This is a genomic window from Streptomyces beijiangensis (assembly GCF_017315755.1).
Lineage (GTDB): Bacteria > Actinomycetota > Actinomycetes > Streptomycetales > Streptomycetaceae > Streptomyces > Streptomyces beijiangensis.
Window position 1 is genome coordinate 1 of sequence record NZ_JAFLRJ010000035.1, and the last position, 25,353, is coordinate 25,353.

At 68.4% G+C, this 25,353-nt stretch carries 24 protein-coding genes, 1 pseudogene and 1 riboswitch; of the genes and pseudogenes, 16 read left to right on the forward strand and 9 right to left on the reverse strand.

Features of this window, described 5'->3' with window-relative positions:
* A pseudogene (locus tag J0695_RS04245) lies at positions 1 to 224 on the reverse strand (sugar hydrolase); the annotation flags it as partial.
* A gap of 160 nt (positions 225 to 384) precedes the next feature.
* Between J0695_RS04245 and J0695_RS04250 the strand changes: the two are divergent.
* Positions 385 to 1,065, forward strand: coding sequence for an NADPH-dependent F420 reductase (locus J0695_RS04250; protein WP_206960306.1), 681 nt, complete (start codon positions 385 to 387; stop codon positions 1,063 to 1,065).
* A gap of 27 nt (positions 1,066 to 1,092) precedes the next feature.
* On the opposite strand, the gene J0695_RS04255 is transcribed toward J0695_RS04250, so the two are convergent.
* Entirely contained in the window at positions 1,093 to 1,650 is a 558-nt protein-coding gene (locus J0695_RS04255; RefSeq protein WP_206960342.1) for a GH25 family lysozyme, read from the reverse strand.
* Between the two features lie 176 nt (positions 1,651 to 1,826).
* Here J0695_RS04255 and J0695_RS04260 point away from each other — a divergent pair, with 176 nt between their 5' ends.
* From J0695_RS04260 to J0695_RS04270, 3 genes are all read left to right on the forward strand, one after another.
* Entirely contained in the window at positions 1,827 to 2,825 is a 999-nt protein-coding gene (locus J0695_RS04260) for a L,D-transpeptidase (RefSeq protein WP_206960307.1), read from the forward strand.
* A gap of 134 nt (positions 2,826 to 2,959) precedes the next feature.
* Positions 2,960 to 4,501, forward strand: coding sequence for a right-handed parallel beta-helix repeat-containing protein (locus tag J0695_RS04265; RefSeq protein ID WP_206960308.1), 1,542 nt, complete (start codon positions 2,960 to 2,962; stop codon positions 4,499 to 4,501).
* A gap of 82 nt (positions 4,502 to 4,583) precedes the next feature.
* Positions 4,584 to 5,225, forward strand: coding sequence for a class I SAM-dependent methyltransferase (locus tag J0695_RS04270; protein WP_206960310.1), 642 nt, complete (start codon positions 4,584 to 4,586; stop codon positions 5,223 to 5,225).
* Positions 5,226 to 5,288: 63 nt separating this feature from the next.
* On the opposite strand, the gene J0695_RS04275 is transcribed toward J0695_RS04270, so the two are convergent.
* On the reverse strand, positions 5,289 to 5,744 hold the full coding sequence (locus J0695_RS04275; RefSeq protein WP_206960313.1) for a MarR family winged helix-turn-helix transcriptional regulator: 456 nt from the start codon (positions 5,742 to 5,744) through the stop codon (positions 5,289 to 5,291).
* A gap of 151 nt (positions 5,745 to 5,895) precedes the next feature.
* Here J0695_RS04275 and J0695_RS04280 point away from each other — a divergent pair, with 151 nt between their 5' ends.
* Entirely contained in the window at positions 5,896 to 7,347 is a 1,452-nt protein-coding gene (locus J0695_RS04280) for an MFS transporter (RefSeq protein ID WP_307798410.1), read from the forward strand.
* 54 nt (positions 7,348 to 7,401) lie between these two features.
* Here the strand turns inward: J0695_RS04280 and crcB (J0695_RS04285) are convergent, their stop codons facing one another.
* The 6 genes from crcB (J0695_RS04285) to gcvT form a co-directional block, all read right to left on the reverse strand.
* A complete protein-coding gene (crcB, locus tag J0695_RS04285; protein ID WP_206960314.1) occupies positions 7,402 to 7,776 on the reverse strand; it encodes a fluoride efflux transporter CrcB in 375 nt (124 codons plus the stop codon).
* On the reverse strand, positions 7,773 to 8,279 hold the full coding sequence (crcB, locus tag J0695_RS04290; RefSeq protein WP_206960315.1) for a fluoride efflux transporter CrcB: 507 nt from the start codon (positions 8,277 to 8,279) through the stop codon (positions 7,773 to 7,775). Before crcB (J0695_RS04290) ends, crcB (J0695_RS04285) begins: the two co-directional genes overlap by 4 nt.
* A 109-nt stretch (positions 8,280 to 8,388) precedes the next feature.
* Complete coding sequence (locus J0695_RS04295; protein ID WP_206960316.1) at positions 8,389 to 9,768, reverse strand: L-serine ammonia-lyase; 1,380 nt, start codon at positions 9,766 to 9,768, stop codon at positions 8,389 to 8,391.
* Positions 9,769 to 9,924: 156 nt separating this feature from the next.
* Entirely contained in the window at positions 9,925 to 11,205 is a 1,281-nt protein-coding gene (gene glyA / locus J0695_RS04300) for a serine hydroxymethyltransferase (protein WP_277989934.1), read from the reverse strand.
* Between the two features lie 22 nt (positions 11,206 to 11,227).
* Positions 11,228 to 11,608, reverse strand: coding sequence for a glycine cleavage system protein GcvH (gcvH, locus tag J0695_RS04305; RefSeq protein ID WP_206960317.1), 381 nt, complete (start codon positions 11,606 to 11,608; stop codon positions 11,228 to 11,230).
* Between the two features lie 67 nt (positions 11,609 to 11,675).
* Complete coding sequence (gene gcvT / locus J0695_RS04310) at positions 11,676 to 12,806, reverse strand: glycine cleavage system aminomethyltransferase GcvT (RefSeq protein WP_206960318.1); 1,131 nt, start codon at positions 12,804 to 12,806, stop codon at positions 11,676 to 11,678.
* Between the two features lie 150 nt (positions 12,807 to 12,956).
* Positions 12,957 to 13,053: riboswitch (glycine riboswitch) on the reverse strand.
* Positions 13,054 to 13,189: 136 nt separating this feature from the next.
* Here gcvT and J0695_RS04315 point away from each other — a divergent pair.
* The 11 genes from J0695_RS04315 to J0695_RS04365 all read left to right on the forward strand — a co-directional run bounded on the left by J0695_RS04315 (position 13,190) and on the right by J0695_RS04365 (position 25,299).
* The gene (locus J0695_RS04315) at positions 13,190 to 13,828 is read left to right on the forward strand and encodes an AAA family ATPase (protein WP_206960320.1); all 639 of its coding nucleotides are present in this window, start codon (positions 13,190 to 13,192) and stop codon (positions 13,826 to 13,828) included.
* Positions 13,829 to 13,950: 122 nt separating this feature from the next.
* On the forward strand, positions 13,951 to 14,685 hold the full coding sequence (locus J0695_RS04320; RefSeq protein ID WP_206960345.1) for an enhanced serine sensitivity protein SseB C-terminal domain-containing protein: 735 nt from the start codon (positions 13,951 to 13,953) through the stop codon (positions 14,683 to 14,685).
* A 73-nt stretch (positions 14,686 to 14,758) separates the two neighbouring features.
* Positions 14,759 to 15,538, forward strand: a complete 780-nt coding sequence (locus J0695_RS04325; RefSeq protein ID WP_206960322.1) for an enhanced serine sensitivity protein SseB C-terminal domain-containing protein — start codon at positions 14,759 to 14,761, stop codon at positions 15,536 to 15,538.
* 343 nt (positions 15,539 to 15,881) lie between these two features.
* The gene (locus J0695_RS04330) at positions 15,882 to 16,874 is read left to right on the forward strand and encodes an ABC transporter permease (protein WP_206960331.1); all 993 of its coding nucleotides are present in this window, start codon (positions 15,882 to 15,884) and stop codon (positions 16,872 to 16,874) included.
* A 141-nt stretch (positions 16,875 to 17,015) separates the two neighbouring features.
* Positions 17,016 to 18,740 (forward strand): ABC transporter substrate-binding protein, encoded by a 1,725-nt coding sequence (locus J0695_RS04335; RefSeq protein WP_206960335.1) that lies wholly within the window; start codon positions 17,016 to 17,018, stop codon positions 18,738 to 18,740.
* Positions 18,741 to 18,861: 121 nt separating this feature from the next.
* Positions 18,862 to 19,869 (forward strand): ABC transporter permease, encoded by a 1,008-nt coding sequence (locus tag J0695_RS04340; protein ID WP_307798412.1) that lies wholly within the window; start codon positions 18,862 to 18,864, stop codon positions 19,867 to 19,869.
* 62 nt (positions 19,870 to 19,931) lie between these two features.
* Positions 19,932 to 21,014 carry an ABC transporter ATP-binding protein gene (locus J0695_RS04345; RefSeq protein ID WP_206960346.1) on the forward strand — a complete coding sequence of 361 codons (1,083 nt, stop codon included), beginning with the start codon at positions 19,932 to 19,934 and terminating at the stop codon, positions 21,012 to 21,014.
* Complete coding sequence (locus J0695_RS04350) at positions 21,011 to 22,204, forward strand: ABC transporter ATP-binding protein (protein WP_206960337.1); 1,194 nt, start codon at positions 21,011 to 21,013, stop codon at positions 22,202 to 22,204. The genes J0695_RS04345 and J0695_RS04350 overlap by 4 nt, the downstream gene beginning before the upstream one ends.
* Before the next feature lie 111 nt (positions 22,205 to 22,315).
* Positions 22,316 to 23,707, forward strand: a complete 1,392-nt coding sequence (locus J0695_RS04355; RefSeq protein ID WP_206960338.1) for a M1 family metallopeptidase — start codon at positions 22,316 to 22,318, stop codon at positions 23,705 to 23,707.
* Between the two features lie 69 nt (positions 23,708 to 23,776).
* Positions 23,777 to 24,439: a trimeric intracellular cation channel family protein gene (locus J0695_RS04360; RefSeq protein ID WP_206960340.1), complete on the forward strand. Its 663-nt coding sequence runs from the start codon at positions 23,777 to 23,779 to the stop codon at positions 24,437 to 24,439.
* A 23-nt stretch (positions 24,440 to 24,462) separates the two neighbouring features.
* Entirely contained in the window at positions 24,463 to 25,299 is an 837-nt protein-coding gene (locus J0695_RS04365; RefSeq protein WP_206960341.1) for a thioesterase family protein, read from the forward strand.
* Positions 25,300 to 25,353 lie beyond the last annotated feature (54 nt).

Below are 25,353 nucleotides of genomic sequence, written 5' to 3' on the forward strand. Positions count from 1 at the left end.
GGGTGGTAGACGCTGCCGTCGGCGCGGAGGAGCACCCAGCGGTTGGTGCCCTGCTCGTGGCCGGTGACGTAGGCGTTGACCTTGCCGGGCAACGATTTGTTCTCCAGGGCGATTTCACAGGTTGCGGCCGAGGCTGATGCGCCCTGGGCGGAGTAGGTGAGCGCGACGGCCGACGCTGTGGCGGCCGCGGCGGTACCGGTCAGGAACAGTCTGCGGGATATCACGCACGTCTCCAGTGGTGTGGGGGGTGGATGAGGTGCGTCCCACACTGTTGCGAGAGCCGGGAGTGAGGTCAATACCTGTGACTGAGAGCGCTCTCAATTCTTTGGTTCCTTCACAACTTGACGGCATGGAGAGGGAGTTCACCGGCGGGAATTCGTACCGGTGTACGCGGTACCACTCCCGTCCCACTTCCGCCGGAATAGTCTCCCCGCCCCCGGAGGTTGCCCGGCCCGCANNCTCACCGCGCTCGGGCACGAGGTCTCCGTTGCCAACTCACGCGGCCCGCACACCCTTTCCCACCTCGCCGAGGAGACCGGCGCGACACCCGTCGAGGCGGCCGACGCGGCACGCGACGCGCAGATCGTCGTGGTCACCGTCCCCATGAAGGCCGTACCCGACCTGCCGGCCGGGCTGCTCGACGGGGCCGCGGAAGGGGTCGCCGTGATCGACACCGGCAACTACTACCCGCAACAGCGCGACGGTCTGATCGCCGCCATCGAGGACGGCCTGACCGAGAGCCGCTGGACCGAGCAGCAGATCGGCCACCCGGTCATCAAGGCGTTCAACAACATCTATGCCCGCAACATCATCCTCCAGCCGCAGCCCAAGGGGACCCCGGGCCGCTACGCGCTCCCGGTCGCCGGTGACGACCCGGCCGCCAAGCAGGCCGTACGCGACCTCATGGACGACCTCGGCTTCGACACCGTCGACACGGGCGGCCTCGACGACTCCTGGCGCCAGCAGCCGCAGACCCCCGTCTACGTCCTCTCGGGCGACGCGGCCACGGTGGCCAAGGCGCTGTCCGAGGCTTCGCCCGAGCGCCCGGCGTCCTTCCGCGCCTGACCGGTCACCGGGTCACCGCGTCGCCGGTCACCGGGCGGCCCACTCCCGCAGCGCCGCCTCGTCCGCGAAGCGGGGGTGGGCCACGTCCTTGTCGAGCGGGGTGTCGGTGTACTGGTGGATCGTCCACGGCGCCTTGATCCGGGGCTTGCCCGCCGTCGTGTAGTCCGCGATCCACAGCCCGTCCCCCGCGTACGAGGTGGTGTCGTGGTGGAGCCAGAACTCCCTGTTGCAGTAGAGCAGGACCCGGTGGTGCGGCCGCAGCCGCTTCACCTCGCGCAGGAACGCGTCCTTCTCCGCGCAGCTCGCCCGGGTGTGCTCGCCCGTCGTCTCCCAGTCCACCGCGAGCAGATCGCCCGCCTCCGACGGCGCCTTGTCCACGAAGTACGCGGCCTGGGCGGCGACATGGCCCGGCCACAGGAAGTGGTAGAAGCCGACGACGCAGCCGCCGTCCCTGGCCAGCTTCGTCTGCCCGGTCAGCCGCGGACTCACGTAACTGCGCCCTTCCGTGGCCTTGACGAGGACAAAGGCGAGGCCGCCGGTGTCGAACGACGTCTGGTAGGTGCTGACATCGATGCCGTGCAGCATGTGCACCGCCTCCTGGGGGTCCGGTTTCTGGATGCCTACGGGTGCGTACGGGTGCGTACGGATACGCGATCGCAGACTTGGCACGCGCTTTACACACCGGTCCGCAACCGCGCTGGTCACCTGCTTGTCTCTATGAACGTTGAATCTCTGAAGTAGTGACGCGAGTGGAGCAGGTCATGGGGCGGGGCAAGGGCGGCATCGGTATCGCACTGCTGGTGAGTGCGGTACTGGCAGGGACGAGCGCGTGCGGTGGCAACGCGTCGGCCTCGGACGACTCCGGCGACGGAGCCGCGAAGGGCGGCTCGTCGGCCAAGGCGACGGTCAGCGCGAAGCCGTCTCCGACGCACCCCTCGGGTCCGCCGATGCTGCTGGAGTCGATAGCTCCGCTGGACAAGGCGACGGTCGGTGTGGCGATGCCCATCTCGGTGGTCTTCAGCAATCCGGTGGCCACGTCGGCGCACGCGAACATCGAGAAGCACCTGAAGGTCTCGGCCTCGGTGCCCACCACGGGTGCCTGGCACTGGATGGGCAACCAGCGGGTCGACTGGCGTCCGCAGAACTACTGGAAGTCCGGCACCAAGGTCAGGGTGGACGCCGACCTGAAGTACGTCTCCAACGGCAGCGGCCGCTACGGCACCCACGGCTACACCCACTCCTTCACCGTCGGCGACGACGTCCGCGCCGACGCCTCGGTCAACGGCCACACCATGAAGGTGACGCGCAACGGCGCAGTGGTGCGCACGCTCTCGATCAACGCGGGCAGCTCCGAGTACCCCACCTGGAACGGCACGATGGCAGTGATCGACAAGCAGGAGAAGGTCCATATGACCTCCTGCAGCGTCGGCATCAGCTGCAGCAAGGGCAGTGCGAACTACTACGACCTGACCCTGCCCTGGGACGTCCACCTCACCCAGTCGGGCACTTACGTCCACTACTCCACCGGCGACACCAACCCGGGCAGCGGCAGTGCCCGCGGCTCGCACGGCTGCATCCACCTCTCGCTCTCCGACGCGAAGTGGTTCTACGGCCAGGTCAAGCAGGGCGACCCCGTCACGGTCACGGGCTCGCCGCGGGCCAAGGCCCCCGCCGACAACGGATATGCGTCCTTCAACCTGTCGTGGTCGCAGTGGCTCTCCGGCAGCGCGAGCGGTGAGCAGACCACCAGCACGCTCTGAGGTTGCTCGAAGTTGATTGGAACGTAAGAGTTTCGATCAAAGTCTTCCGTGCTCCCGCTCTTTCGCTCCATAGTGCTCCTCGGCAGTGCACAGAGAGTGGACGAAGAGAGCGGGAGCGAATGCACCGATCACCCATGCGCGCCGGACCCTTGGCCCTGGCGGTCTCCACGACCGTCCTGGCACTTCTGGCCACAGCCGCCCCGGCCGCATCGGCCGCGAGCGGCCCGCACGCGAGCAGCCGCGACATCCAGTACGTCGACTGCTCGGCCGGCGCCGGCCGTCAGACGGGTTCCGCCGCCCTTCCCTGGCAGAGTCTGGAGCAGGTCAACAGCCTGGCTCTCAGGACCGGTTCGCAGGTTCTGCTCAAGCGGGGGACCCGCTGCGAGGGGACCCTCGCCCCGCACGGCCAGGGCAGGCCGGGCAGGCCGATGGTGATCGGTGCGTACGGTACGGGCGCCAAGCCCGTGATCGACGGCAAGGGCGGCCCCGAGACCCTCCTCCTCAAGAACACCCAGTGGGTCGAGGCCAGGGACCTGGAGATCACCAACAGCGGCAACCCCGGCGCCAACAAGCGCGGCGTCCGGGTCCAGTTGGAGGATTACGGCACCGGCACCCACTACCGCCTCACCGGCCTGGACATCCACGACATCCGCGGTGACGACGCCAAGGGCACGTCAGGATCCGCCGGCATCCTCTTCTCCGTCACCGGTTCGGCGAAACCGACCAGGTTCGACGACGTCGAGGTCGCGGGGAACACGGTCGCCTCCGTGGACCGTGAGGGCATCTACTTCGGCTCCACCTGGAACAACCGCCCCGTGCACGGCGATGACGATCCGAACGGCCCGGCCTATCTGCCGTCCACCCATGTCGTGGTCCGCGGCAACACCCTGAGCGACCTCGCGGGCGACGGCATCGTCATGACCGCCACCGACGGCGCTCTGGTCGAGCACAACAGGCTCGACGGCTTCCAGCGCCGCTCCGCCGGCTACAACGCCGGCATGTGGCCGTGGAACGCGGACAACACGGTCTTCCAGTACAACGAGGTGTCCGGCGGCGAGACCACCCGCGACGGCATGGCCTACGACGTCGACGAGGGCACCTTCGGCACGGTCTTCCAGTACAACGTCAGTCACGACAACGCCGGCGGCTTCTTCCTGGTCTGCACCGCCACCGGCACCCTCGGCGACGCGGTCATCCGCTACAACGTCAGCCGCGACGACCACTACCGCGGCATCGAGACGTGCTCAGGCTCCTTCGACGGCGTACGCGCGTACAACAACACCATCTATGTGGGCGCGGGCATCAGCCAGACCGTCGTCAACGAGAACACCACCAAGAAGCACGGTCTGACCCTGACCAACAACATCGTCGTCAAGGAGGGGGCAGGGACGGCCGGCTTCAGTCTGAAGAGCGGCGGCGTCACCCTCTCCCACAACACCCTGGTCGGCATCGGGACCGCACCCGCGAACCCGGGCGGCTCCACCGCGGACCCGCTGCTCACCGACCCCACCGGCGCGCTCCCGGACGGGCTGCGCCTGCGCACGGGCTCGCCGGCGATCGGTGCGGGGACGTCCGTGGCGGGAGCACCGGGCAAGGACCTGTACGGCAACAAGGTCGGCAGCCCGCCCAACTCCGGTGCCTACGAGGGCCCAGGGCTCGGCGGCACCGTGGGCTGACAGTGTCCTGGACTTCGGTAAGGCTGTGGGCAGGAACCGGAATTTTGTCGACCGGTGGATTCCGCCGCCCTAGAGTCCCGCCATGGACTGGCAGAAATGGCACGACCGTTACGACGATCCCAGCTCGTGGGTGGCCCGGCGCCTGGTGGCGGTCGACGCCCGGATCAGGGCCGTACTGGACAGCAGTCCGCCGGGTCCGCTGCGGGTCGTCAGCCTCTGCGCGGGCCAGGGGCGCGACCTGCTGGGCGTGCTCGTCGACCACCCGCGCCGCGACGACGTACGGGCGCGGCTGGTGGAACTCGACCCGCGGAACACCGCGGCGGCCCAGGAGTTCGCCCGCGCCGCCGGTCTCGACCAGGTCGAGGTGGTGACGGGCGACGCCTCGCTGGTCGACCACTACAGCGACCTGGCCCCGGCCGATCTGGTGCTCATCTGCGGCGTGTTCGGCAACATTCGCGACGCCGATATCGAGCGGACCGTCGAGGCCTGCACCAGCCTGTGCGCGACAGGCGGCACCGTCGTATGGACCCGTAACCGCCTCGCACCCGACCGGGTGCCGCAGATCTGCGACTGGTTCGAGTCCCGCGGCTTCGAGCGCCTGTGGCTCTCGGACGCGAAGGAGACCTACGGCGTCGGCGCGCACCGCTTCGGCGGTGTGCAGCAGCCGCTGACCGTGGGAGCGCAGATGTTCACCTTCGTCGGGTACGACGTGCTGCGGAAGTGAATCGGCGCGCGGGCGGCGGTGTGGGTCGTACGGGGCCCGACTGGCAGGCGATGACGACCAGAGTCATGTGCGCGGCCAGGGGTGCCCTTCCAGCCGCTCGATGTCGCTGTTGAAGCGCTGGAGGAAGGCGGCGAAGGTGGCCACCTCCTCGGACGACCAGTCGGTCATGACCTTCTCCAGCGCCGCGATGTACTCGGCGCGGTCGGAGTCGAGGCTGTGCTCGCCCTCCGCGGTGATACGGAACTTGCGGGCGATGCCGCCGTCGGGGTCGGGGATGCGCTCGACCACCTCGGCGCGCAGCATGGCGGCCGTCTGCCGGTTGAGCGTGGAGGCGTCCAGGCCGAAGGCGTCGCTGAGCTGGCCGATGGACATGGGGCCGTCCATCTGGATGCGGCTGAGCAGCAGATAGGCGCTGCGGTCGAGGCGGCCGCCGGATCTGCGGACATGGGGATTGATCAGATGCGAGTACCGCCCGAGCAGCATGGTCTCGAACTCGATCAGACGGACGGGCTTGTCCATGCGAGGCATCCTTCGGCTCCCGGCGCGCTCCTGTGCGGGGCTGCCCTCACCAGCCCTGTCGTTCATGATGCACGGTACGGATGATGTGCATCATGCACAATCTGTGTATGGTGCACAACGTCACGATCTGAAGAATTCCAGGGAGAAGCCAGTGGTCAGCACCGAGCCCGGGGTCCGCCCCGGGCGCATAGTCGGAGTCCTCGCACTCGGGGGCATCCTCGCCGCGATCATGCAGACGCTGGTGGTGCCGCTGATCGGCGACCTCCCGGCCATCCTGGACACCTCCGCGTCGAACGCCTCCTGGGTGATCACGGCCACCCTCCTCTCGGCGGCGGTGGCGACCCCCGTGGCCGGACGCCTCGGTGACATGTACGGCAAGCGGCGCATGCTGCTGATCTCCACGATCCCGCTCATCGCCGGTTCGGTGGTCTGTGCGCTGTCCTCCTCCTTGATCCCGATGATCGCCGGACGCGGTCTGCAGGGCCTCGGCATGGGCGTGGTCCCGCTGGGCATCAGCCTCCTGCGCGACGTCATGCCGCCCGAGAAGCTCGGATCCTCCATCGCGCTGATGAGCGCCTCCATGGGCGTGGGCGGCGCACTGGGCCTGCCCTTCGCGGCCTCCGTCGCGGAGAACTCCAGCTGGCGCGTCCTGTTCTGGGTCGCGGGCGCACTGAGCCTGCTCTTCACCGTCCTGGCCTGGCGGTTCGTCCCCGCGGGCCAGGTGGCGGCCACCACCGCACGCTTCGACGTACTCGGCGCCATCGGTCTGGGCGCCGGACTGATCAGCCTGCTGCTCGCCGTGTCCAAGGGCGCCGACTGGGGCTGGGGCAGCGGCACCACACTCGGACTGTTCGCCGCCGCGGTCGTCCTGCTGCTGCTCTGGGGCTGGTGGGAACTGCGCAACAGCGACCCGCTGGTCGACCTGCGGGTGGTCGGGCGCCCTCAGGTGCTGATGACCAACGCCGCCTCGGTCCTGGTCGGCTTCTCCATGTACGCGCAGTCGCTCGTCGTGCCCCAGCTGCTGCAGCTGCCCGAGGGCACCGGTTACGGCCTTGGCCAGTCGATGATGGCCATGGGCCTGTGGATGGCGCCCGCGGGTCTGATGATGATGGCGCTCTCGCCCCTCGGCGCCAAGCTGTCCGCCGCCCGCGGCCCCAAGGTCACCCTGTCCGTCGGAAGCCTGGTCATCGCCATCGGTTACGCGTCCTCCCAGCTGCTCCTCGGCTCGACCTGGGGCCTGCTGGTGGTGACCCTCGTCTGCAACACGGGTGTCGGTCTGGCGTACGGGGCGATGCCCGCCCTGATCATGAGCGCGGTGCCGCCGGAGGAGACCGCGTCGGCGAACAGCTTCAACACGCTGATGCGCTCGATCGGCAGCTCCGTGGCCGCCGCGGTGATCGGTGTGGTGCTCGCCCAGATGACGACGGACTTCGGCGGCCACCTCCTGCCGTCCGAGGGAGGCTTCCGTATCGCCCTGCTGATCGGCTCCGCAGTGGCCCTCGCGGCGGCGGTCGTCGCCGCGCTCATTCCCGTACCGCCGAGGATCACCGAGTCCGGGACCGTCCCCGGAGCGCGTACGGCAGCGGCGGAGGCCAAGGCCTGACCCGTACGGACGGAGCGGCCTGAGCGGGGCGGGGACCAGGGGTCCCCGCCCCGCTCACGCCCAGAGCGCCTCGGCCACCCCGACGCCCATGTAGACCGCGCCGAGCCCGGCCACCACGCTCACGGCCACATTGGCCACCGCGTAGAACCTCGCACCGCCCTCGACCAGCCGCAGCGTCTCGTAGCTGAACGTCGAATACGTCGTCAGCGCCCCGCACAGACCGGTCCCGAGGAACAGCTGCACCTGCGAGGAGGCCGCGCCCGCCGTCGCAGCGCCGGTCAGCAGCCCCAGCACCAGACAGCCCGACAGGTTCACGGTGAACGTGCCCCAGGGGAAGACTGTGTCATGCCTCTTCTGCACCGACCGATCGGCCAGATACCGCAGCGGGGCGCCGATCGCCGCTCCCAGGACCACGAACAGCCAGTTCACGCGGACTTCTTCTCCCGTCCGGCGTACCGCCGAGCACCTGCGCGGCGTGTCAGCGACACCGCGGTCCACACCGCCGCCAGCGCCGTCAGCAGCGTCAGCGCCAGATACGCGAGTCCGGTACGGGCCTCCCCGCCGGCCACCAGCTTCTGGATGTCCACCGCATAGGTGGAGAAGGTGGTGAACCCGCCGAGCACACCGGTGCCGAAGAACGGCCGCACCAGGCGGTGCACCGACCACATCTCGGTGATCAGCACCATGAAGACACCGATCACCGCACACCCGACGGCATTCACGACGAGGGTCGTCCACGGGAAGGAGCCCGGTGCCGTGGTCCAGATCAGCGAGGCCCCGTAGCGCGCCGATGCCCCGATCGCACCGCCGAGTGCGACCACCGCCACGACCGCGCCCTGCCCGCGCACGGCATCCAGCCACTGCGCGGGCATCGAAAGATCGACATCGGGATCGGTCGGCTCTTCGACCGCCCGGGGCGACTGGGCTCCCATGGAAATAACCTCTCCTACCTGCACGGCGCCCGCATTCGCAGGCGCACACCAGCGCAAGTAGGGGATCACCGGACCATCAGGCTAGTGCCTCAGGGCCGGGCCCACGGCGTCAGCACTCGATGATGTTGACGGCCAGGCCGCCGCGCGCCGTCTCCTTGTACTTGACCGACATGTCGGCCCCGGTCTCCTTCATGGTCTTGATGACCTTGTCGAGGGAGACCTTGTGGCTGCCGTCGCCGCGCATCGCCATCTTCGCCGCCGTGACGGCCTTGACCGCCGCCATGCCGTTGCGCTCGATGCACGGGATCTGGACCAGACCGCCGACCGGGTCGCAGGTCAGGCCGAGGTTGTGCTCCATGCCGATCTCGGCCGCGTTCTCGACCTGCTCGGGGGAGCCGCCGAGCACCTCGGCGAGCGCGCCCGCCGCCATCGAGCAGGCGGAGCCGACCTCGCCCTGGCAGCCGACCTCGGCGCCGGAGATGGAGGCGTTCTCCTTGAAGAGCATGCCGATGGCGCCCGCGGAGAGCATGAAGCGGACGATGCCCTCTTCCTTTTCTTGGGTGGACCCCCCGGGCACGAAGTTCATGTAGTAGTGCAGGACGGCCGGGATGATGCCGGCCGCGCCGTTGGTGGGGGCGGTGACGACCCGGCCGCCGGCCGCGTTCTCCTCGTTGACCGCCATCGCGTAGAGCGTGATCCACTCCATCGCGTGGGCCAGCGGGTCGCCCTCGGCGCGCAGCTGGCGGGCCGAGTGGGCCGCGCGGCGGCGGACCTTGAGGCCGCCGGGGAGGATGCCCTCGCGGGACATCCCGCGCGAGACACAGGCCTGCATGGCGCGCCAGATGTCGAGGAGGCCCGAGCGGATCTCTTCCTCGGTGCGCCAGGCCTTCTCGTTCTCCAGCATCAGGCCGGAGATGGAGAGGCCGGTCTCCTGGGTGAGGCGCAGCAGTTCGTCGCCGCTGCGGAAGGGGTACTTCAGGACCGTGTCGTCGAGCACGATCTTCTTCTCGCCGACGGCGTCCTCGTCGACGACGAAGCCGCCGCCCACGGAGTAGTACGTCTTCTCCAGGACCAGCGCGCCCTCGGTGTCGTACGCGAAGACCGTCATCCCGTTGGCGTGGTACGGCAGCGCCTTGCGGCGGTGCAGGACCAGGTCCTCGTCGAAGTCGAAGTCGATCTCGTGCATGCCGAGGAGGTTGATGCGGCCGGACTGCTTGATCTGCTCGACCCGCTCGTCGGCGTGCTCCACCTCGACCGTACGGGGCGACTCGCCCTCCAGGCCGAGCAGGACCGCCTTGGGGGTGCCGTGCCCGTGGCCGGTCGCGCCGAGCGAGCCGTACAGCTCGGCGCGGATCGCGGTGGTGTGGGCCAGCAGGCCCTCGTTCTTGAGGCGGCGCGCGAACATCCGCGCCGCGCGCATGGGGCCGACCGTGTGGGAGCTGGAAGGGCCGATGCCGATCGAGAACAGGTCGAAGACCGATATGGCCACGGTAGGACTCCTAAAGAAGGTCGGTAGACGCCGTTGTCTGCCGGGTGGTGCAGAGGGACGTGCCTGGTGGCGTGCCACGGGGCACCTCGCTCACACAACCAGTGTGCGGGGTGCCCCGTGGGTTCGTACAAGAACGCTCGGTGAAAGGGTACGGAACTACTTCAGGCCGGGGTAAAGCGGGTGCTTGTCGGCCAGGGCCTTGACCCGGCCGGCCAGCGCGTCCTTGTCAGACCCCCCAAAGGGAGAAGGCGCCTTCAGGGTCTCGGCGATGATGTCCGCGACCTCGGTGAAGTCCGCGATGTCGAAACCGCGGGTCGCCAGGGCCGGCGTACCGATGCGAAGACCGGAGGTGGTCATCGGGGGGCGCGGGTCATTGGGGACCGCGTTCCGGTTGACCGTGATGCCGACCTCGTGGAGACGGTCCTCGGCCTCCTGGCCGTTCAGGTCGGAGTTCCGCAGGTCGACGAGGACCAGGTGCACGTCCGTACCGCCGGACAGGACGGAGACGCCGTGCTCGGTGACGTCCGACTGCACCAGGCGCTCGGCCAGGATGCGGGCGCCGTCCAGGGTGCGCTGCTGGCGCTCCTTGAACTCCTCGGTCGCCGCGATCTTGAAGGAGACCGCCTTGGCCGCGATCACGTGCTCCAGCGGGCCGCCCTGGAAACCGGGGAAGACCGCGGAGTTCAGCTTCTTCGCGAAGTCCTTGTTGCGGGCCAGGATGATGCCGCCGCGCGGACCGCCGAGGGTCTTGTGCGTGGTGGAGGTGACCACGTCGGCGTACGGGACCGGGTTCGGGTGCAGACCGGCAGCGACCAGACCCGCGAAGTGGGCCATGTCGACCCACAGGAGCGCGCCGACCTCGTCCGCGATGCGGCGGAAGGCGGCGAAGTCCAGCTGGCGCGGGTACGCCGACCAGCCCGCGATGATCACCTTCGGGCTGTTCTCCTTGGCGAGGCGCTCGACCTCGGCCATGTCGACCAGGCCGCCCTCGTCCACGTGGTACGCGACCACGTTGAACTGCTTGCCGGAGAAGTTGAGGCGCATCCCGTGCGTGAGGTGACCGCCGTGCGCCAGGTCCAGGCCGAGGATGGTGTCCCCGGGCTGGGCGATGGCGAAGAGGGCCGCCTGGTTGGCGGAGGCACCCGAGTGCGGCTGGACGTTGGCGTACTCGGCGCCGAAGAGGTCCTTCACCCGGTCGATGGCGATCTGCTCGGCCACATCGACGTGCTCGCAGCCGCCGTAGTAGCGGCGGCCCGGGTAGCCCTCGGCGTACTTGTTGGTGAGGACGGAGCCCTGGGCCTCCATGACGGCGACCGGAGCGAAGTTCTCCGAGGCGATCATTTCGAGCGTGGACTGCTGGCGGTTCAGCTCGGCGTCGACGGCGGCGGCGACGTCCGGGTCGAGCTCGTGGAGGGAGGAGTTCATAAGCGACGACATGAAGATCTGAGTCCCTAGGTCCCTAGTTACCGGCGGAGAGCGCGTCGTACTCGTCGGCGGAGAGCAGGTCGTCCGGCTCGCCCGTGACGCGTACCTTGAACAGCCAACCGCCCTCGAAGGGGGCGGTGTTCACCAGCGAGGGGTCGTCGACGACGTCCTGGTTGAACTCGGTGATCTCGCCGGTCACCGGTGCGTACAGGTCGCTGACCGACTTGGTCGACTCCAGCTCGCCGCAGGTCTCGCCCGCGGTCACCGTGTCACCGACCTCAGGGAGCTGGGCGTAGACGACGTCACCGAGCGCGTTGGCCGCGAACTCCGTGATGCCGACCGTCGAGACGCCGTCCTCGGCGACCGACAGCCACTCGTGCTCCTTGCTGTACCGCAGCTGCTGGGGGTTGCTCATGACCTGATTCTCCTGGATGCGGGGGAGTGCTGATGAACGGTGGTCTTACGGGCTGGAATGGTGTGGGTCACTTCTGGCGCTTGTAGAACGGCAGCGCGACGACCTCGTACGGCTCATGGGTACCGCGGATGTCCACGCCCACACCCTGCGTACCCGGCTCGGCGTGCGCCGCGTCCACGTACGCGATGGCGATCGGCTTGCCCAGTGTGGGCGAGGGGGCGCCGGAGGTGACCTCGCCGATCACCTGGCCCTCGGCAACCACGGCGAACCCGGCGCGCGGGACGCGGCGGCCCTCGGCGATCAGGCCGACCAGCTTGCGCGGGGGGTTGGCGGCGGCGCGCTCGGCGGCGGCCTCCAGGGACGTACGACCGACGAAGTCGCACTCCTTCTCGAACTTGACGACCCTGCCGAGGCCCGCGTCGAACGGGGTCAGGGCGGTGGTCAGCTCGTGCCCGTACAGCGGCATGCCGGCCTCCAGGCGCAGCGTGTCGCGGCAGGAGAGCCCGGCGGGGACCAGGCCGACGTCCTTGCCCGCCTCGGTCAGGGCCTGCCAGACCTGCTCGGCGTCGGAGGGGGCCACGAAGAGCTCGAAGCCGTCCTCGCCGGTGTAGCCGGTGCGGGCGATGAGCGCGGGCACACCGGCGACGGTGCCGGGAAGGCCCGCGTAGTACTTCAGCCCGTCCAGGTCGGCGTCGGTGACGGACTTCAGGATGCCGGGGGACTCGGGGCCCTGGACGGCGATCAGGGCGTACGCGTCACGGTCGTCGCGTACGACGGCGTCGAAGCCCGCGGCCCGCTCGGTGAGCGCGTCGAGCACGATCTGCGCGTTGCCGGCGTTGGCGACGACCATGAATTCGCCATTTTGAGATGTCGCAGCGCCGAGGCGGTAGACGATCAGGTCGTCCAGGATCCCGCCGTCCTCCTGGCAGATCATGGTGTAGCGGGCGCGGCCGAGGCCGACGGTCCCGATGTTGCCTACCAGCGCGTAGTTCAGAAGGTCCACGGCCTGCGGTCCGGTGACCGTGATCTCGCCCATGTGCGACAGGTCGAAGAGCCCGGCGTGCGTACGTACGGCGTTGTGCTCGTCGCGCTCGCTGGCGTACCTCAGGGGCATGTCCCAGCCCGCGAAGTCGGTCATGGTCGCGCCCAGCGACCGGTGCAGGGCGTCGAGGGCTGTGAGGCGGGGGGTGGTGCTCATCGTTAAGGCTCCCAGGGCATGACTGGCGAGGACGATTCCTCCCCATCTGTCATCGGAACCTGAGAGGTTCGCCGCGAGCCCGTACCGGGCACCCGACTTGCACCTTGGGTGGAGCCGCCGCACAAGGACGGCTCGCTTTTCAGATCTGCCTCGTCGCGCGCGGTACGGGGCCTGAGAGATTACAAGGGAGGGACTTGCTCCTTCGGCGCCCCGGTCTGTGGACCGGGGACTCTCCCGCGCGGATTCGAACGGCCTGTATGGAGTTGGCGCGGACATCATCGCACGGCCGCGGGGAGCGTCATATCGCTTGTGTCGCATTACTGTTTCTTTACACTTCTGGAGGGCAGGGGGAGGGGACGCGGGAACCTGACGGGGGGAGTGCCATGACGGTGCAGGGACAGGGTGTGTACGAGGTGGGTGCGGAGGCTGTGCCCGCCCCGCGGGGGGCACGCGCCGATGGGGAATTCGGCCGCCCGCGCGGTCTGGAGTTCGCCGACGGGGATCTGGTGGTCGTCTCCGGACTGCCGGGCAGCGGGAAGTCGACACTGATCAGGCGCACGGTCAGGGCGGCGCGCCGGATCGACTCGCAGGACGTGCGCGAGCGCTGGGAGCGCCGGATGCCTGCCTTCCTCGCATACGGGGGCTACCGCCCGCTGGTGCGCGCCGCCCACTACGGCGGGCTGTGGCGCGCACTGCGCTCAGGGCGGAGCGTCGTCGTCCACGACTGCGGTACGCAGCGCTGGGTGCAGCGCTGGCTGGCGCGCACGGCCAGACGGCGCGGGCGCGCGCTGCATCTGCTGCTGCTGGTCGTCCCGCCCGAGGTGGCTCTCGCGGGGCAGGCGGAGCGGGGGCGCGAGGTCTCCCCGTACGCCTTCGGCAGGCACCGCAGGGCGGTCGAGCGGCTCCTGGCCGAGACCGAGGCGGGTGGGCTGCCGGCCGGCTGCGGCTCGGCGGTGGTGCTCGACCGGGAGGAGGCGGCGGCGCTGGAGGAGATCCGCTTCGGCGGCGGATCGCTCCTATGAGGACGCCAGGTCTCCCCGTACGGGTGGAGGCCCGGCAGGCGGGGCCCGCGCGGGGATAATCTCGCAGCACATGCGGTTCGCACCATGAAGTTCGCAGAAGGAAGAGGGACCCGTCGGTGGACATGGGATGGCCGGGCAACGAGCTCGAAGAGGTACTGGGCGCCTCGGTCGGCAATCCGGCGGCCGGCGGACGGCTGATCGAGGTCATGGGGCGCAGCCACCTCTGGATCCCGCTGCCCAACGGCGGCAGCAGCGAGAGCCGCACGCTCGACCTGCCGACCCTGGAGATCGAGGGGGCGCCGTACGTCCCCGTCTACAGCTCCGAGGCGCAGTTCCTGCAGTGCGTCGGCAGCCATCTCTCCCTCACGGTGGCGCCCGCCGTCGACTTCGCCCGCGGGCTGCCCCCGCAGCTGGGCGTCGTGGTGAACCCGGGCGGCGTGGTCACCATGCCGCTGCCGCCGCTCGCCGTCGCGGAGCTGTGCCGGGCGGGCCGTACCCCGCTGGACGGTCCCTCCTCCGGTGGCCGGGTCCGCCTCTTCGAGCCGGACTGGCAGGAGGAGCCGGTCGACTTCCTCACCGCCGCGGCAGGGGAGTTCGACCGCACCGGGGTGGTGCGCACCGCGCGCCGGGCGCTCGCCTCCATCGAGGGCGGCGACCCCGTCCTCTTCATAGGCGTCGAGTTCACCTCCTGGGACGGTGCGGGCCGCGGAGCTCCCATGGAGGCGCTGGGCCGTGCGCTCGGCCTGGCCGAACCGGCCTGGCCGGTCAATCTGGTACTGCTCGACGTGACCCAGGATCCGGTGGGTGACTGGATGCGGGAGAAGGTCAGGCCGTTCTATGTCAGGGACGCCGCCTAAGCTGGTTGGATGACGGCGGGCCGGAATGCCTTCGCGGGCCGGTTTCGGTGAACGGACGAGGGGCGGGACCCAAGTGAGTGCGTCGGGCACGGCGGCGGCCGGACAGGTCGAGCACATGCTGCGCCAGGTGACCCCCGGGCGCTATGACGCGTACGAGGACCTGCTGCACGCGCTCGAGGAGAGCCGCATCTGGATGCTGCTCTGGCACGGCCAGGCGGGATCGCCCGACGCGCAGTACGGAAACATGGAGGTCGAGGGGCTCGGTTACGCGCCCTGTGTGACCTCCGCCCAGGAGCTCTCCGCCAGCGGCTGGAACCGTGCGTACGAGGTGGTCGAGGGACGGGACATCGCCCGCGCCCTCTACCCGGACCGCTGGGGCATCTGGCTGAATCCGCACGCCCCCGGCGGCGGTGTCGGCATCCCCTGGACCGATCTGCGCCGGATCGCCACCGGCCTCGACCGGATGCCGGCCGGACCGCTGCGGATCTCCGAACCCGCCCTGGACATTCCGCAGTTCTACGCCCTTCTCGCCCAGAACGCCCATCGCACCCCCGCGGTCCGCGCACTGCGCCGCGCCTGGGTCCAGCCCGCCATCGGTGCGGCGTACCTGGCGATCGGCCTCGATCTCTATGACACGAGTCAGCAGTCCGTCGACACGGTGCGCGCGATGATGCAGCAGTCGGTCGCGGCCGTCCCCGACGGGCTGCCCGTCTCGACCGTCGCACTGTCCGACGAGTACGACCCGGTCGGCATGTGGCTGCGCGCCAACTCCCGCCCCTTCTACGACCGTGAGGCGCACGCGGCCCCCGCGGTGGTCCCCGGATACGGGTATCCGCCGGTCCGCGGCCAGTAGGTCAAATAACTGCGTGTTCGCCCCTGTTGGGGCACACGTCCGTTCTGGGCGAAGAGTGCGGACTTGGTCCGCTGGGCCGATCGCGGCGTCCGGATAACGGAAGCCTCCTGACCGCATCACGGTTACGCATCCATTCCCCGCCAGGTCTGGCGGATGATCCGCGACGCATTGAAGACTCCCCGGAACAAGAAGCTTTCGGTCCCCTGTGCGACCTGCGGCTTCAGTTTCTTCAGCACCATTCGCACCAACTCGTACTTCTTGCACCTGTGATGTGAACAAGCTGCTACAGCGGCGGGCGCGGGCCGACCAACAGTCGGCCGAGCCGAGAGGGGTCCCCACAACGATGACGGCACCACTGCACGACAGCGCGGGCGAGACCGCGACGGTCGATGTCACGGCCGACATGCCTGCCAAAGACATCGAAGGCCGTTCCCCGGGGCGTATTGCCTGGACACGGCTGAAGCGCGACAAGGTCGCGCTCATCGGTGGCGTGGTCGTGATTCTGCTGATCCTGGTCGCGGTGTTCGCTCCGTTCATCGTGGGCCTGCTGGGACACCCACCCAACGAGTTCCATGAGAACCTTCTCGACCCGGACCTGGGCACGCCGAAGGGCTCCTTCGGCGGCATCAATTCGGACTTCCTGCTCGGCGTCGAACCCACCAACGGCCGCGATGTGTTCAGCCGGATCGTCTACGGCTCGCGCATCTCGCTCCTGGTGGCGTTCCTCGCCGCATGCGTCTCCGTGGTGCTGGGCTCGATCCTGGGTTCGGTGGCCGGCTTCTTCGGGGGCTGGGTCGACGCGGTCATCAGCCGTGTGATGGACCTGCTCCTTGCCTTCCCCCAGCTGCTCTTCACCATCGCGCTGGTCTCGGTGGTGCCCAACTCCCTCTGGGGGCTTTCCGGTTCGGGTGTCCGGATGGGTGTGCTGATCGTGGTGATCGGCTTCTTCGGCTGGCCGTACATCGGCCGTATCGTCCGAGGGCAGACGATGTCGCTGCGCGAACGCGAGTACGTCGAGGCGGCACGCAGCCTCGGCGCGGGACGCGTCTACATCCTCTTCAAGGAGCTGCTGCCCAACCTGGTCGCGCCGATCCTCGTCTACTCGACGCTGATCATCCCGACCAACATCCTCAGCGAAGCGGCCCTCAGCTTCCTGGGCGCCGGCGTCAAGCCGCCGACCGCCTCCTGGGGGAAGATGCTCTCCGACGCGATCAACACGTACCAGGCGGACCCGACGTACATGGTGGTCCCCGGTATCGCGATCTTCATCACCGTTCTCGCCTTCAATCTTTTCGGCGACGGGCTGCGGGATGCCCTCGATCCGAAGGGCAGCTGAGCCGCACCCAACAAGTCTCCGGCGCAGGCCGGTTGACACTCGCATCAACCCTCGGTCGCGGACCGCGTACCACGGGCTTCAACACATCACGGAGGTTGCTGGACAGTGAATAGCTCAAGGAAGGCAGTTGCGCTCGCGGCCGTGGTTGCCGCGCTGTCGCTGACGGCCACAGCTTGCGGCGGTGGGGGAAGCGACAACAAGACCTCCACCAAGGGCGCGGGCTATGACGCCGCCACCACGGGCAAGGTCCTCAACGCGTCCACCAAGAAGGGTGGCACGCTGAAGCTGATGTCCCCTCAGGACGTCGACTTCCTGGACCCGGCCCGTTCGTACTACGGCTTCGTCTGGAACATCCAGCGCCTCTATGTGCGCCAGCTCCTGACGTACGACTCGAAGCCCGGTGAGGCCGGAACCAAGCTGGTTCCCGACCTGGCCGAGACGCTTCCGGTGCTGAGCAACGGCGGCAAGACGTACACCTTCAAGATCAAGAAGGGCGTCAAGTTCGAGGACGGCACGGCCATCACCTCGAAGGACATCAAGTACGGCATCGAGCGCGTCTTCGCGCAGGATGTCCTCTCCGGTGGTCCGACGTACCTGATCAACGTTCTGGACCAGGGTCAGAAGTACCCCGGCCCGTACAAGGACAAGGATCCGAACAAGCTCGGCCTGAAGTCGGTCCTGACCCCGGACGACCAGACGATCGTGTTCAACCTGAAGCAGCCGAACTCGGACTTCTCGTACCTGATGGCGATCAGCGACTCCTCGCCGGTCCCGATGGCGAAGGACGACGGCGCGAAGTACACCAACCACCCGGTGGCGACCGGCCCTTACAAGGTCGCGTCCTTCAAGCCGGGCAAGGAGACGGTCTTCGAGCGGAACCCCAACTGGGACCCGAAGACGGACAAGGTCCACACCGGTCTCCCGGACAAGGTCACCTTCACGGTGACCTCGAACCCGGACGACATGGACCAGCGCCTGCTCTCGGGTGACGTGGACTACGCGGTCGACGGCACCGGCGTCCAGCAGGCCGCGAAGATCAAGATCCTGCAGGACCCGAAGTACAAGGCCAACGCGGACGACCCGTTCACCGGGTACATCCGTTACTTCGCCTTCCCGCAGACAGTCGCGCCGTTCGACAACATCGAGTGCCGCAAGGCGGTCATCTACGCCGCCGACCCGAAGTCGCTGCAGACCGCCCGTGGTGGCCCGTCCAGCGGTGACCTCGGCGCCAACATGCTGCCCCCGGGTGTTCCGGGCTCGGACAAGTCGTACGACCCGTGGGGTCTGACGGCCGGCAAGCCGCAGCTCGACAAGGCCCGCGCGGCCCTCAAGGCGTGCGGCAAGCCGAACGGCTTCAAGACCACCATCGCGGTGCGTAGCAACAAGAAGCCCGAGGTCGCCACCGCCGAGTCGCTGCAGGCGTCGCTGAAGGCGATCAACGTCGATGTGCAGATCGCCCAGTACGACGGCAAGAACTCTTCTTCCGAGATCGGCTCGCCGACCAACGTGAAGAAGAAGGGCTACGGCATCATCGTCATGGGCTGGGGCGCCGACTACAACTCGGGTGCGGGCTTCCTGCAGCCGCTGGTCGACGGCTCCTTCATCCTGCCGAACGGCAACAACAACTACACGATGCTGAACGACAAGACCGTCAACGGTCTGTTCGCTCAGGCTGCCGCCGCGAAGACGCCGGAAGAGGCCGCGCCCATCTACGGCCAGGTCAACAAGGCGATCATGGAGAAGGCGCTGTACCTGCCGATCAACTTCGACAAGGCGCTCGTCTACCGCAACCCGCGGCTGACCAACGTCTTCTACAACGAGTCCATGGGCCGTCTCGACCTTGCCGTCCTGGGCGTAGCCAAGTAGCAGTTGGACATGCGGTGTCTTCACCACGCATGCGCTAGTTCGAAGGGCAGGTGAAGGCCGCAGGCGAGCGGCTGCCGTCCCCACAAGGGATGGCAGCCGCTCGCTGGGCCGGCCGACTGCAGTGCTTGTCTACATACTCCGGCGGCTCCTGAATGTCGTCATCATGCTGGTGGTCGTCTCGATGGTCACCTTCGGCATCTTCTTCATGGTGCCGAAGATCACCGGAAGCGATCCCGCGCTCCTCTATGCCGGCCGTACGACCGACAAGGTCGCGATCGAGGGCATCCGTAAGAAGATGGGCCTCGACAAGCCCATCACCACGCAGTACGGACTCTTCCTCAAGGGCGTTGTCGCCGGCCGCGACTACGACGCGGGCCCGGACACCACCCACTGCCCGGCGCCCTGCTTCGGCTATTCGTTCAAGAACGAGCAGCCGGTCTGGCAGGACCTGAAGGACAAGGTTCCGGTCACGCTGTCGCTGGCGTCCGGGGCGTCGATCCTCTGGTTGCTGGGTGGCGTCGCCACGGGTGTGATCTCCGCGCTGCGCAGACGTACTCTGCTCGACCGGGCCACCATGATCACGGCCCTGGCGGGAGTTTCCCTGCCCATCTACTTCACAGGCCTGGTCTCTTCGGCGATCTTCGTCTACAGCCTGGGCTGGCTCGACACGATCAACTACCCCGACGGGGGCCTGGCATCCGACCCCGGAGGCTGGCTGAACGCCATGATCCTTCCCTGGATCACCCTGGCGTTCCTCTTCGCGGCCACCTATGCCCGTCTCACCCGCGCCACCATGCTGGAGATCCTGGGCGAGGACTACATCCGTACGGCTCGCGCCAAGGGCCTCACGGAGAGCGTCGTCATCCGCAAACACGCACTGCGCTCCACCCTCACCCCGATCATCACGGTCTTCGGACTCGACCTGGGTGCCCTGCTCGGCGGTGCGGTACTGACCGAGACGACCTTCTCCCTGCCAGGACTCGGCAAGGCAGCGGTCGACGCGATCAGCACAGGAGACCTGCCGGTCATCATGGGCGTGACCATGATCGCCGCGTTCTTCGTAGTGATGGCCAACTTGGTCGTCGACCTGCTGTATGCGGTCGTCGACCCGCGTGTGAGGCTGACGTGACAGACAACTCCACCCCCCAGGAGGCCACTTCGGCCTCCCTGCAGAAGAAGCCGTCGGTCCCGGTGCAGTCGACCGGTCCTGTCGGTGTGCCCGAGCAGGAGCGCGACCGGCCCGAGGCCTTCCTCGCCGTACGTGATCTCAAGGTGCACTTCCCGACCGACGACGGCATCGTCAAGTCCGTCGACGGCCTCTCCTTCAACCTGGAGAGGGGCAAGACCCTCGGCATCGTGGGCGAGTCGGGCTCCGGCAAGTCGGTCACCTCGCTCGCCGTCATGGGTCTGCACCGCACCGGGCAGGCACGCAGCCGTCCCGACATCAGCGGTGAGATCTGGCTGGACGGCGAGGAGCTGCTCGGCTCCAGCGCCGACCATGTGCGCAAGCTGCGCGGCCGGAAGATGTCCATGATCTTCCAGGACCCGCTCTCGGCGATGCACCCGTACTACTCGGTGGGCGCGCAGATCGTCGAGGCGTACCGCCAGCACCACGACGTCGACAAGAAGACCGCACGCAAGCGTGCGATCGACATGCTCGACCGGGTCGGCATCCCCGAGCCCGGCAAGCGCGTCGACGCCTATCCGCACGAGTTCTCCGGCGGTATGCGCCAGCGCGCGATGATCGCGATGTCGCTCGTCAACAACCCCGAACTGCTCATCGCGGACGAGCCGACGACTGCCCTGGACGTCACCGTCCAGGCGCAGATCCTCGACCTGATCCGCGATCTGCAGAAGGAGTTCGGCTCCGCGGTCATCATGATCACCCATGACCTGGGTGTGGTGGCCGAGATGGCCGACGACCTGCTCGTGATGTACGGCGGCCGCTGCGTGGAGCGCGGCACCGCCGAAGAGGTCTTCTACGAGCCCAGGCACCCGTACACCTGGGGTCTGCTGACCTCGATGCCGCGCATCGACAAGGAGGAGACTGAGCGGCTCGTGCCCGTCAAGGGCTCCCCGCCCAGCCTCATCAACATCCCCAGCGGCTGCGCCTTCAACCCGCGCTGTCCGTACGCGGACATCCCCAAGGGCGGCATCACCCGGACCACGCGCCCGGAGCTGCAGCAGGTCAGCGGCAACCACTTCTCTGCGTGTCACATGTCGCAGGAGGAGCGGACCCGTATCTGGACCGAAGAGATTGCGCCGAAGCTGTGAGCGAGAAGAGCGTCGCCGACACGGCGATCCCGAAGCAGTCGAGCGACTCACCCGAGCCGCTTCTCCGAGTCGAGAACCTGGTCAAGCACTTCCCCATCAAGAAGGGGCTGCTGCAGCGTCAGGTCGCCGCCGTCAAGGCGGTCGACGGGCTCTCCTTCGACGTGCGCCCGGGGGAGACCCTGGGTGTCGTGGGTGAGTCGGGCTGCGGCAAGTCGACGATGGGCCGGCTGATCACGCGGCTCCTCGAACCGACCGGCGGCAGGGTCGAGTTCCAGGGCAAGGACATCACGCACCTCGGTGTCTCGGCCATGCGGCCGATGCGCCGGGACGTCCAGATGATCTTCCAGGACCCGTACTCCTCGCTGAACCCCCGGCACACCGTCGGCACGATCGTGAGCGCGCCCTTCAAGCTGCAGGGTGTCAATCCCGAGGGCGGTGTGAAGAAGGAGGTCCAGCGTCTCCTCTCGCTCGTGGGTCTCAACCCCGAGCACTACAACCGCTATCCGCACGAGTTCTCCGGCGGCCAGCGCCAGCGCATCGGCATCGCCCGTGCGCTCGCGCTCAAGCCGAAGCTGGTGGTCGCCGACGAGCCGGTCTCCGCGCTCGACGTGTCGATCCAGGCGCAGGTGGTCAACCTGCTCGACGACCTGCAGGACGAGCTCGGTCTGACGTACGTGATCATCGCGCACGACCTCTCGGTCATCCGCCATGTCTCGGACCGCATCGCGGTGATGTACCTGGGCAAGATCGTCGAGCTGGCGGACCGCAAGTCGCTGTACTCGGCGCCGATGCACCCGTACACCAAGGCCCTCATGTCGGCCGTGCCGGTGCCCGACCCCCGCCGTCGCGGGGTCAAGAGCGAGCGGATCCTGCTCAAGGGTGACGTTCCCTCGCCGATCTCGCCGCCGAGCGGCTGCCGCTTCCACACGCGGTGCTGGAAGGCGACCGAGGTCTGCAAGACCAAGGAGCCGGAGCTCATCGCGCTCAAGCCTGGCCAGCAGGTCGCCTGTCACCACCCGGAGAACGCTCCGGACCAGGTGCCGGGGGAGTCCGTGCTCGCGGAGGCGCGCGAGTCGATCGAGCTCGCCGCTCCCGCGGTCGAGGCGGAAGCGGCGGAGGCGGCAGGAGAGGCTGCTGTCGCGGAGGCCGAGGTACCGGAGGATCGGCCTCAGGAGTCAACTGAGCAGTAGGACATGACAAGTTGGCAAAGTCATGGCCATGGCGAAACGGGAGAGTGCAGAGTCTGCACGTCGTACCAATTGTGCAGCCGTACCAACGGTGCACGTACGAAGGGCAGACTCATGGCACTCTCCCGTTCGGCACGACTGGCCGCCATCGCCACCGCGACGGCATCCTTCTGTCTGATCGCCGCCGCCCCGGCGCCCTCACCGGGCTCCGCCGGAATCGGCGACCCGTACTTCCCCGAGCTGGGCAACGGTGGATTCGACGCGCTGCACTACGACCTGAACGTCGCCTACAACCCGGACACCGACCGGCTCGACGGCGTCACCACGGTCACCGCCCGGGCCACCAAGAACCTCTCCTCCTTCGACCTGGACCTCCAGAAGCTGGAGGTCACCTCGATCGAGGTGAACGGCAGACACGCCAGGTTCACCCGCGCCGGCGACGAGATACGTATCAACCCGCGCGACTCCCTGCGCAAGGGCCGCACCTTCTCCGTCGAAGTCACCTACGGAGGCGTCCCCGAGGCGCTCAACGGCCCCATCGTCTTCGGCTCCGACTACGGCTGGATGAAGACCGCCGACGGCGTCTTCGTCGCCTGTGAGCCCAATGCGGCGTCCACCTGGTTCCCGTCCAGCGACCACCCGTCGGACAAGGCGACGTACGACATCCGGATCAAGGCACCCAAGGGCCTGACCGGGGTCTCCAACGGGCGGCTGGTCTCCACGTACAACCAGGGCGGCCAGACGGTCAACCACTGGCGCGAGACCAAGCCGATGGCGACCTATCTCGCCACCGCCTCCATCGGGAAGTTCGACGTGAAGACCGGCAGGACGCCGGGCGGCACCCCGATCTACGTGGCGATCGACCCGGTGCTCGCCAACAGCAACAACGTCGATGTGTACGCGGTCACCGCCGAGGCCACCGACTACTGGTCGAAGCTCTTCGGTCCGTACCCCTTCGAGGAGACCGGCGCGGTCGTCGACGACATGCCGGAGGCGGGTTTCTCGCTGGAGACCCAGACCAAGCCGAGCTACTCGGCCGTACGGTCCGAGTCGACCATCGTCCACGAGCTGGCCCATCAGTGGTTCGGCGACTCGGTCTCGGTCGAGCAGTGGAAGAACATCTGGCTGAACGAGGGCTTCGCGACGTACGCGCAGTGGCTGTGGGCGGAGCACCGCGGCACGGCGACCGCGCACGACTCGATGCTCGCCGCGTACAACTCGCGTCCTGACACCTCCACCTTCTGGCAGGTCAAGGTCTCCGACCCGCAGCGCGACACGATGTTCGCATCGGCCGTCTACCAGCGCGGCGCCATGACGCTGCAGGCGCTGCGCGAGCGGATCGGCGACAAGGCGTTCTTCAAGCTGCTGCCGGCCTGGACGTCCCAGCACCGGGGCGGGGACGCCAACACCGCGGAGTTCATCGCGCTCGCCGAGAAGATCTCGCACCAGCAGCTCGACGACCTCTTCGACAAGTGGATCAACACGACCGGCAAGCCCGCCCTGTAAGTCCCGACCTCTGACTGCTGTCGGGACCGCCTGCCGGTGACGGCACCCGACGTTCGGTAAGAATGTCGGGTGCTCCACGAACTGTTCACCCCCTCCGTCCAGCACTGGCTCGACATCGTCGGGATCTTCGTCTTCGCGATCTCGGGCGCACTGCTCGCCGTGCGCAAGAACTTCGACGTCTTCGGCATCGCGGTCTTCGCCGAGGTCACCGCGCTGGGCGGGGGGCTCTTCCGCGACATGGTCATCGGGGCGATCCCGCCGGCCGCCTTCACCGACCTCGGGTACTTCCTGACCCCGCTGCTGGCCGCCGCCCTGGTCTTCTTCCTCCACCCCGAGGTGGAGCGGATCCAGGGCGCGGTCAACGTCTTCGACGCGGCGGGGCTCGGCCTCTTCTGCGTCACGGGCACGACCAAGGCGTACGAGCACGGGCTCGGCCTCACCGCCTCGGCCGTGATGGGCCTCGCCACGGCGGTCGGCGGGGGTGTCCTCCGTGACGTACTCGCCAATGAGGTGCCCTCGCTGGTCCGCTGGGACCGGGATCTGTACGCCGTGCCCGCGATCATCGGGGCGACGCTGGTGGTGCTCTGCATCAAGTTCGACATGCTGAACGCGGGGACGAGCGCGGTCGCCGCGTTCATCGCCGTCGTGCTGCGGCTGCTCGCGATGCGCTACGGCTGGCGGGCGCCGCGGGCCTGGAACCGGCGCTCCAGAGCCGCCTCTACCGACGAGTAACTTTGCCGTGTACCGTGCTGTGCATGGCACAGGCATCGATCGGGGACAGCGAGTTCGACCGCGACACCGCTGTCACCCTGCGCGCACCGGGAACGTACGACGCGGAGCTCTCCGCCGGCTGGACGATCATCCACGCCGTCAACGGGGGCTACCTGCTCGCGATGCTCGGCCGCGCGCTCGGCGACGCCCTGCCGCACGCCGACCCCTTCACCGTCTCCGCCCACTATCTGACGGCCTCCGCGCCGGGGCCCGCGGTCATCCGCACCGAACTGGTCCGGGCCGGCCGCACGCTCTCCACCGGGCAGGCCTCGCTCTTCCAGTACGCGGAGGACGGCACGGAGGTCGAGCGGATCCGGGTGCTCGCCTCGTACGGGGACCTGGACGCCCTCACCGACGACGTACGGACGACGGCCAAGCCCCCGGTCATCCCGCCGATCGAGTACTGCTTCGGCCCGGAGGACGGCCCCGCGCCGATCCCGGGCTCCTCGGCGATCACCGACCGGCTGCGGCTGAAACTGGACCCGGCGACCTGCGGCTGGGCGGTCGGAGCGCCCTCCGGCAAGGGTGAGATGCGGGGCTGGTTCGGCCTCGCGGACGGCCGCGACGCGGACCCGCTGTCGCTGCTGCTCGCGGTGGACGCGCTGCCGCCGACCGGCTTCGAGCTGGGTCTCAAGGGCTGGGTCCCGACGGTGGAACTGACCGTGCACGTGCGGTGCCGGCCGGCGCCGGGGCCGCTGCGGGTGTCGATCACGACGCGGAACCTGGCGGGGGGCTTTCTGGAGGAGGACACGGAGGTCTGGGACACCGCGGACCGTCTGGTGGCCCAGTCGCGGCAGCTGGCGCGAGCGCCACGGGTGTAGCGAGGCCGGCCCCCGCCCCGGGGCTCCGCCCCGGACCCCGGTCCTCAATCGCCG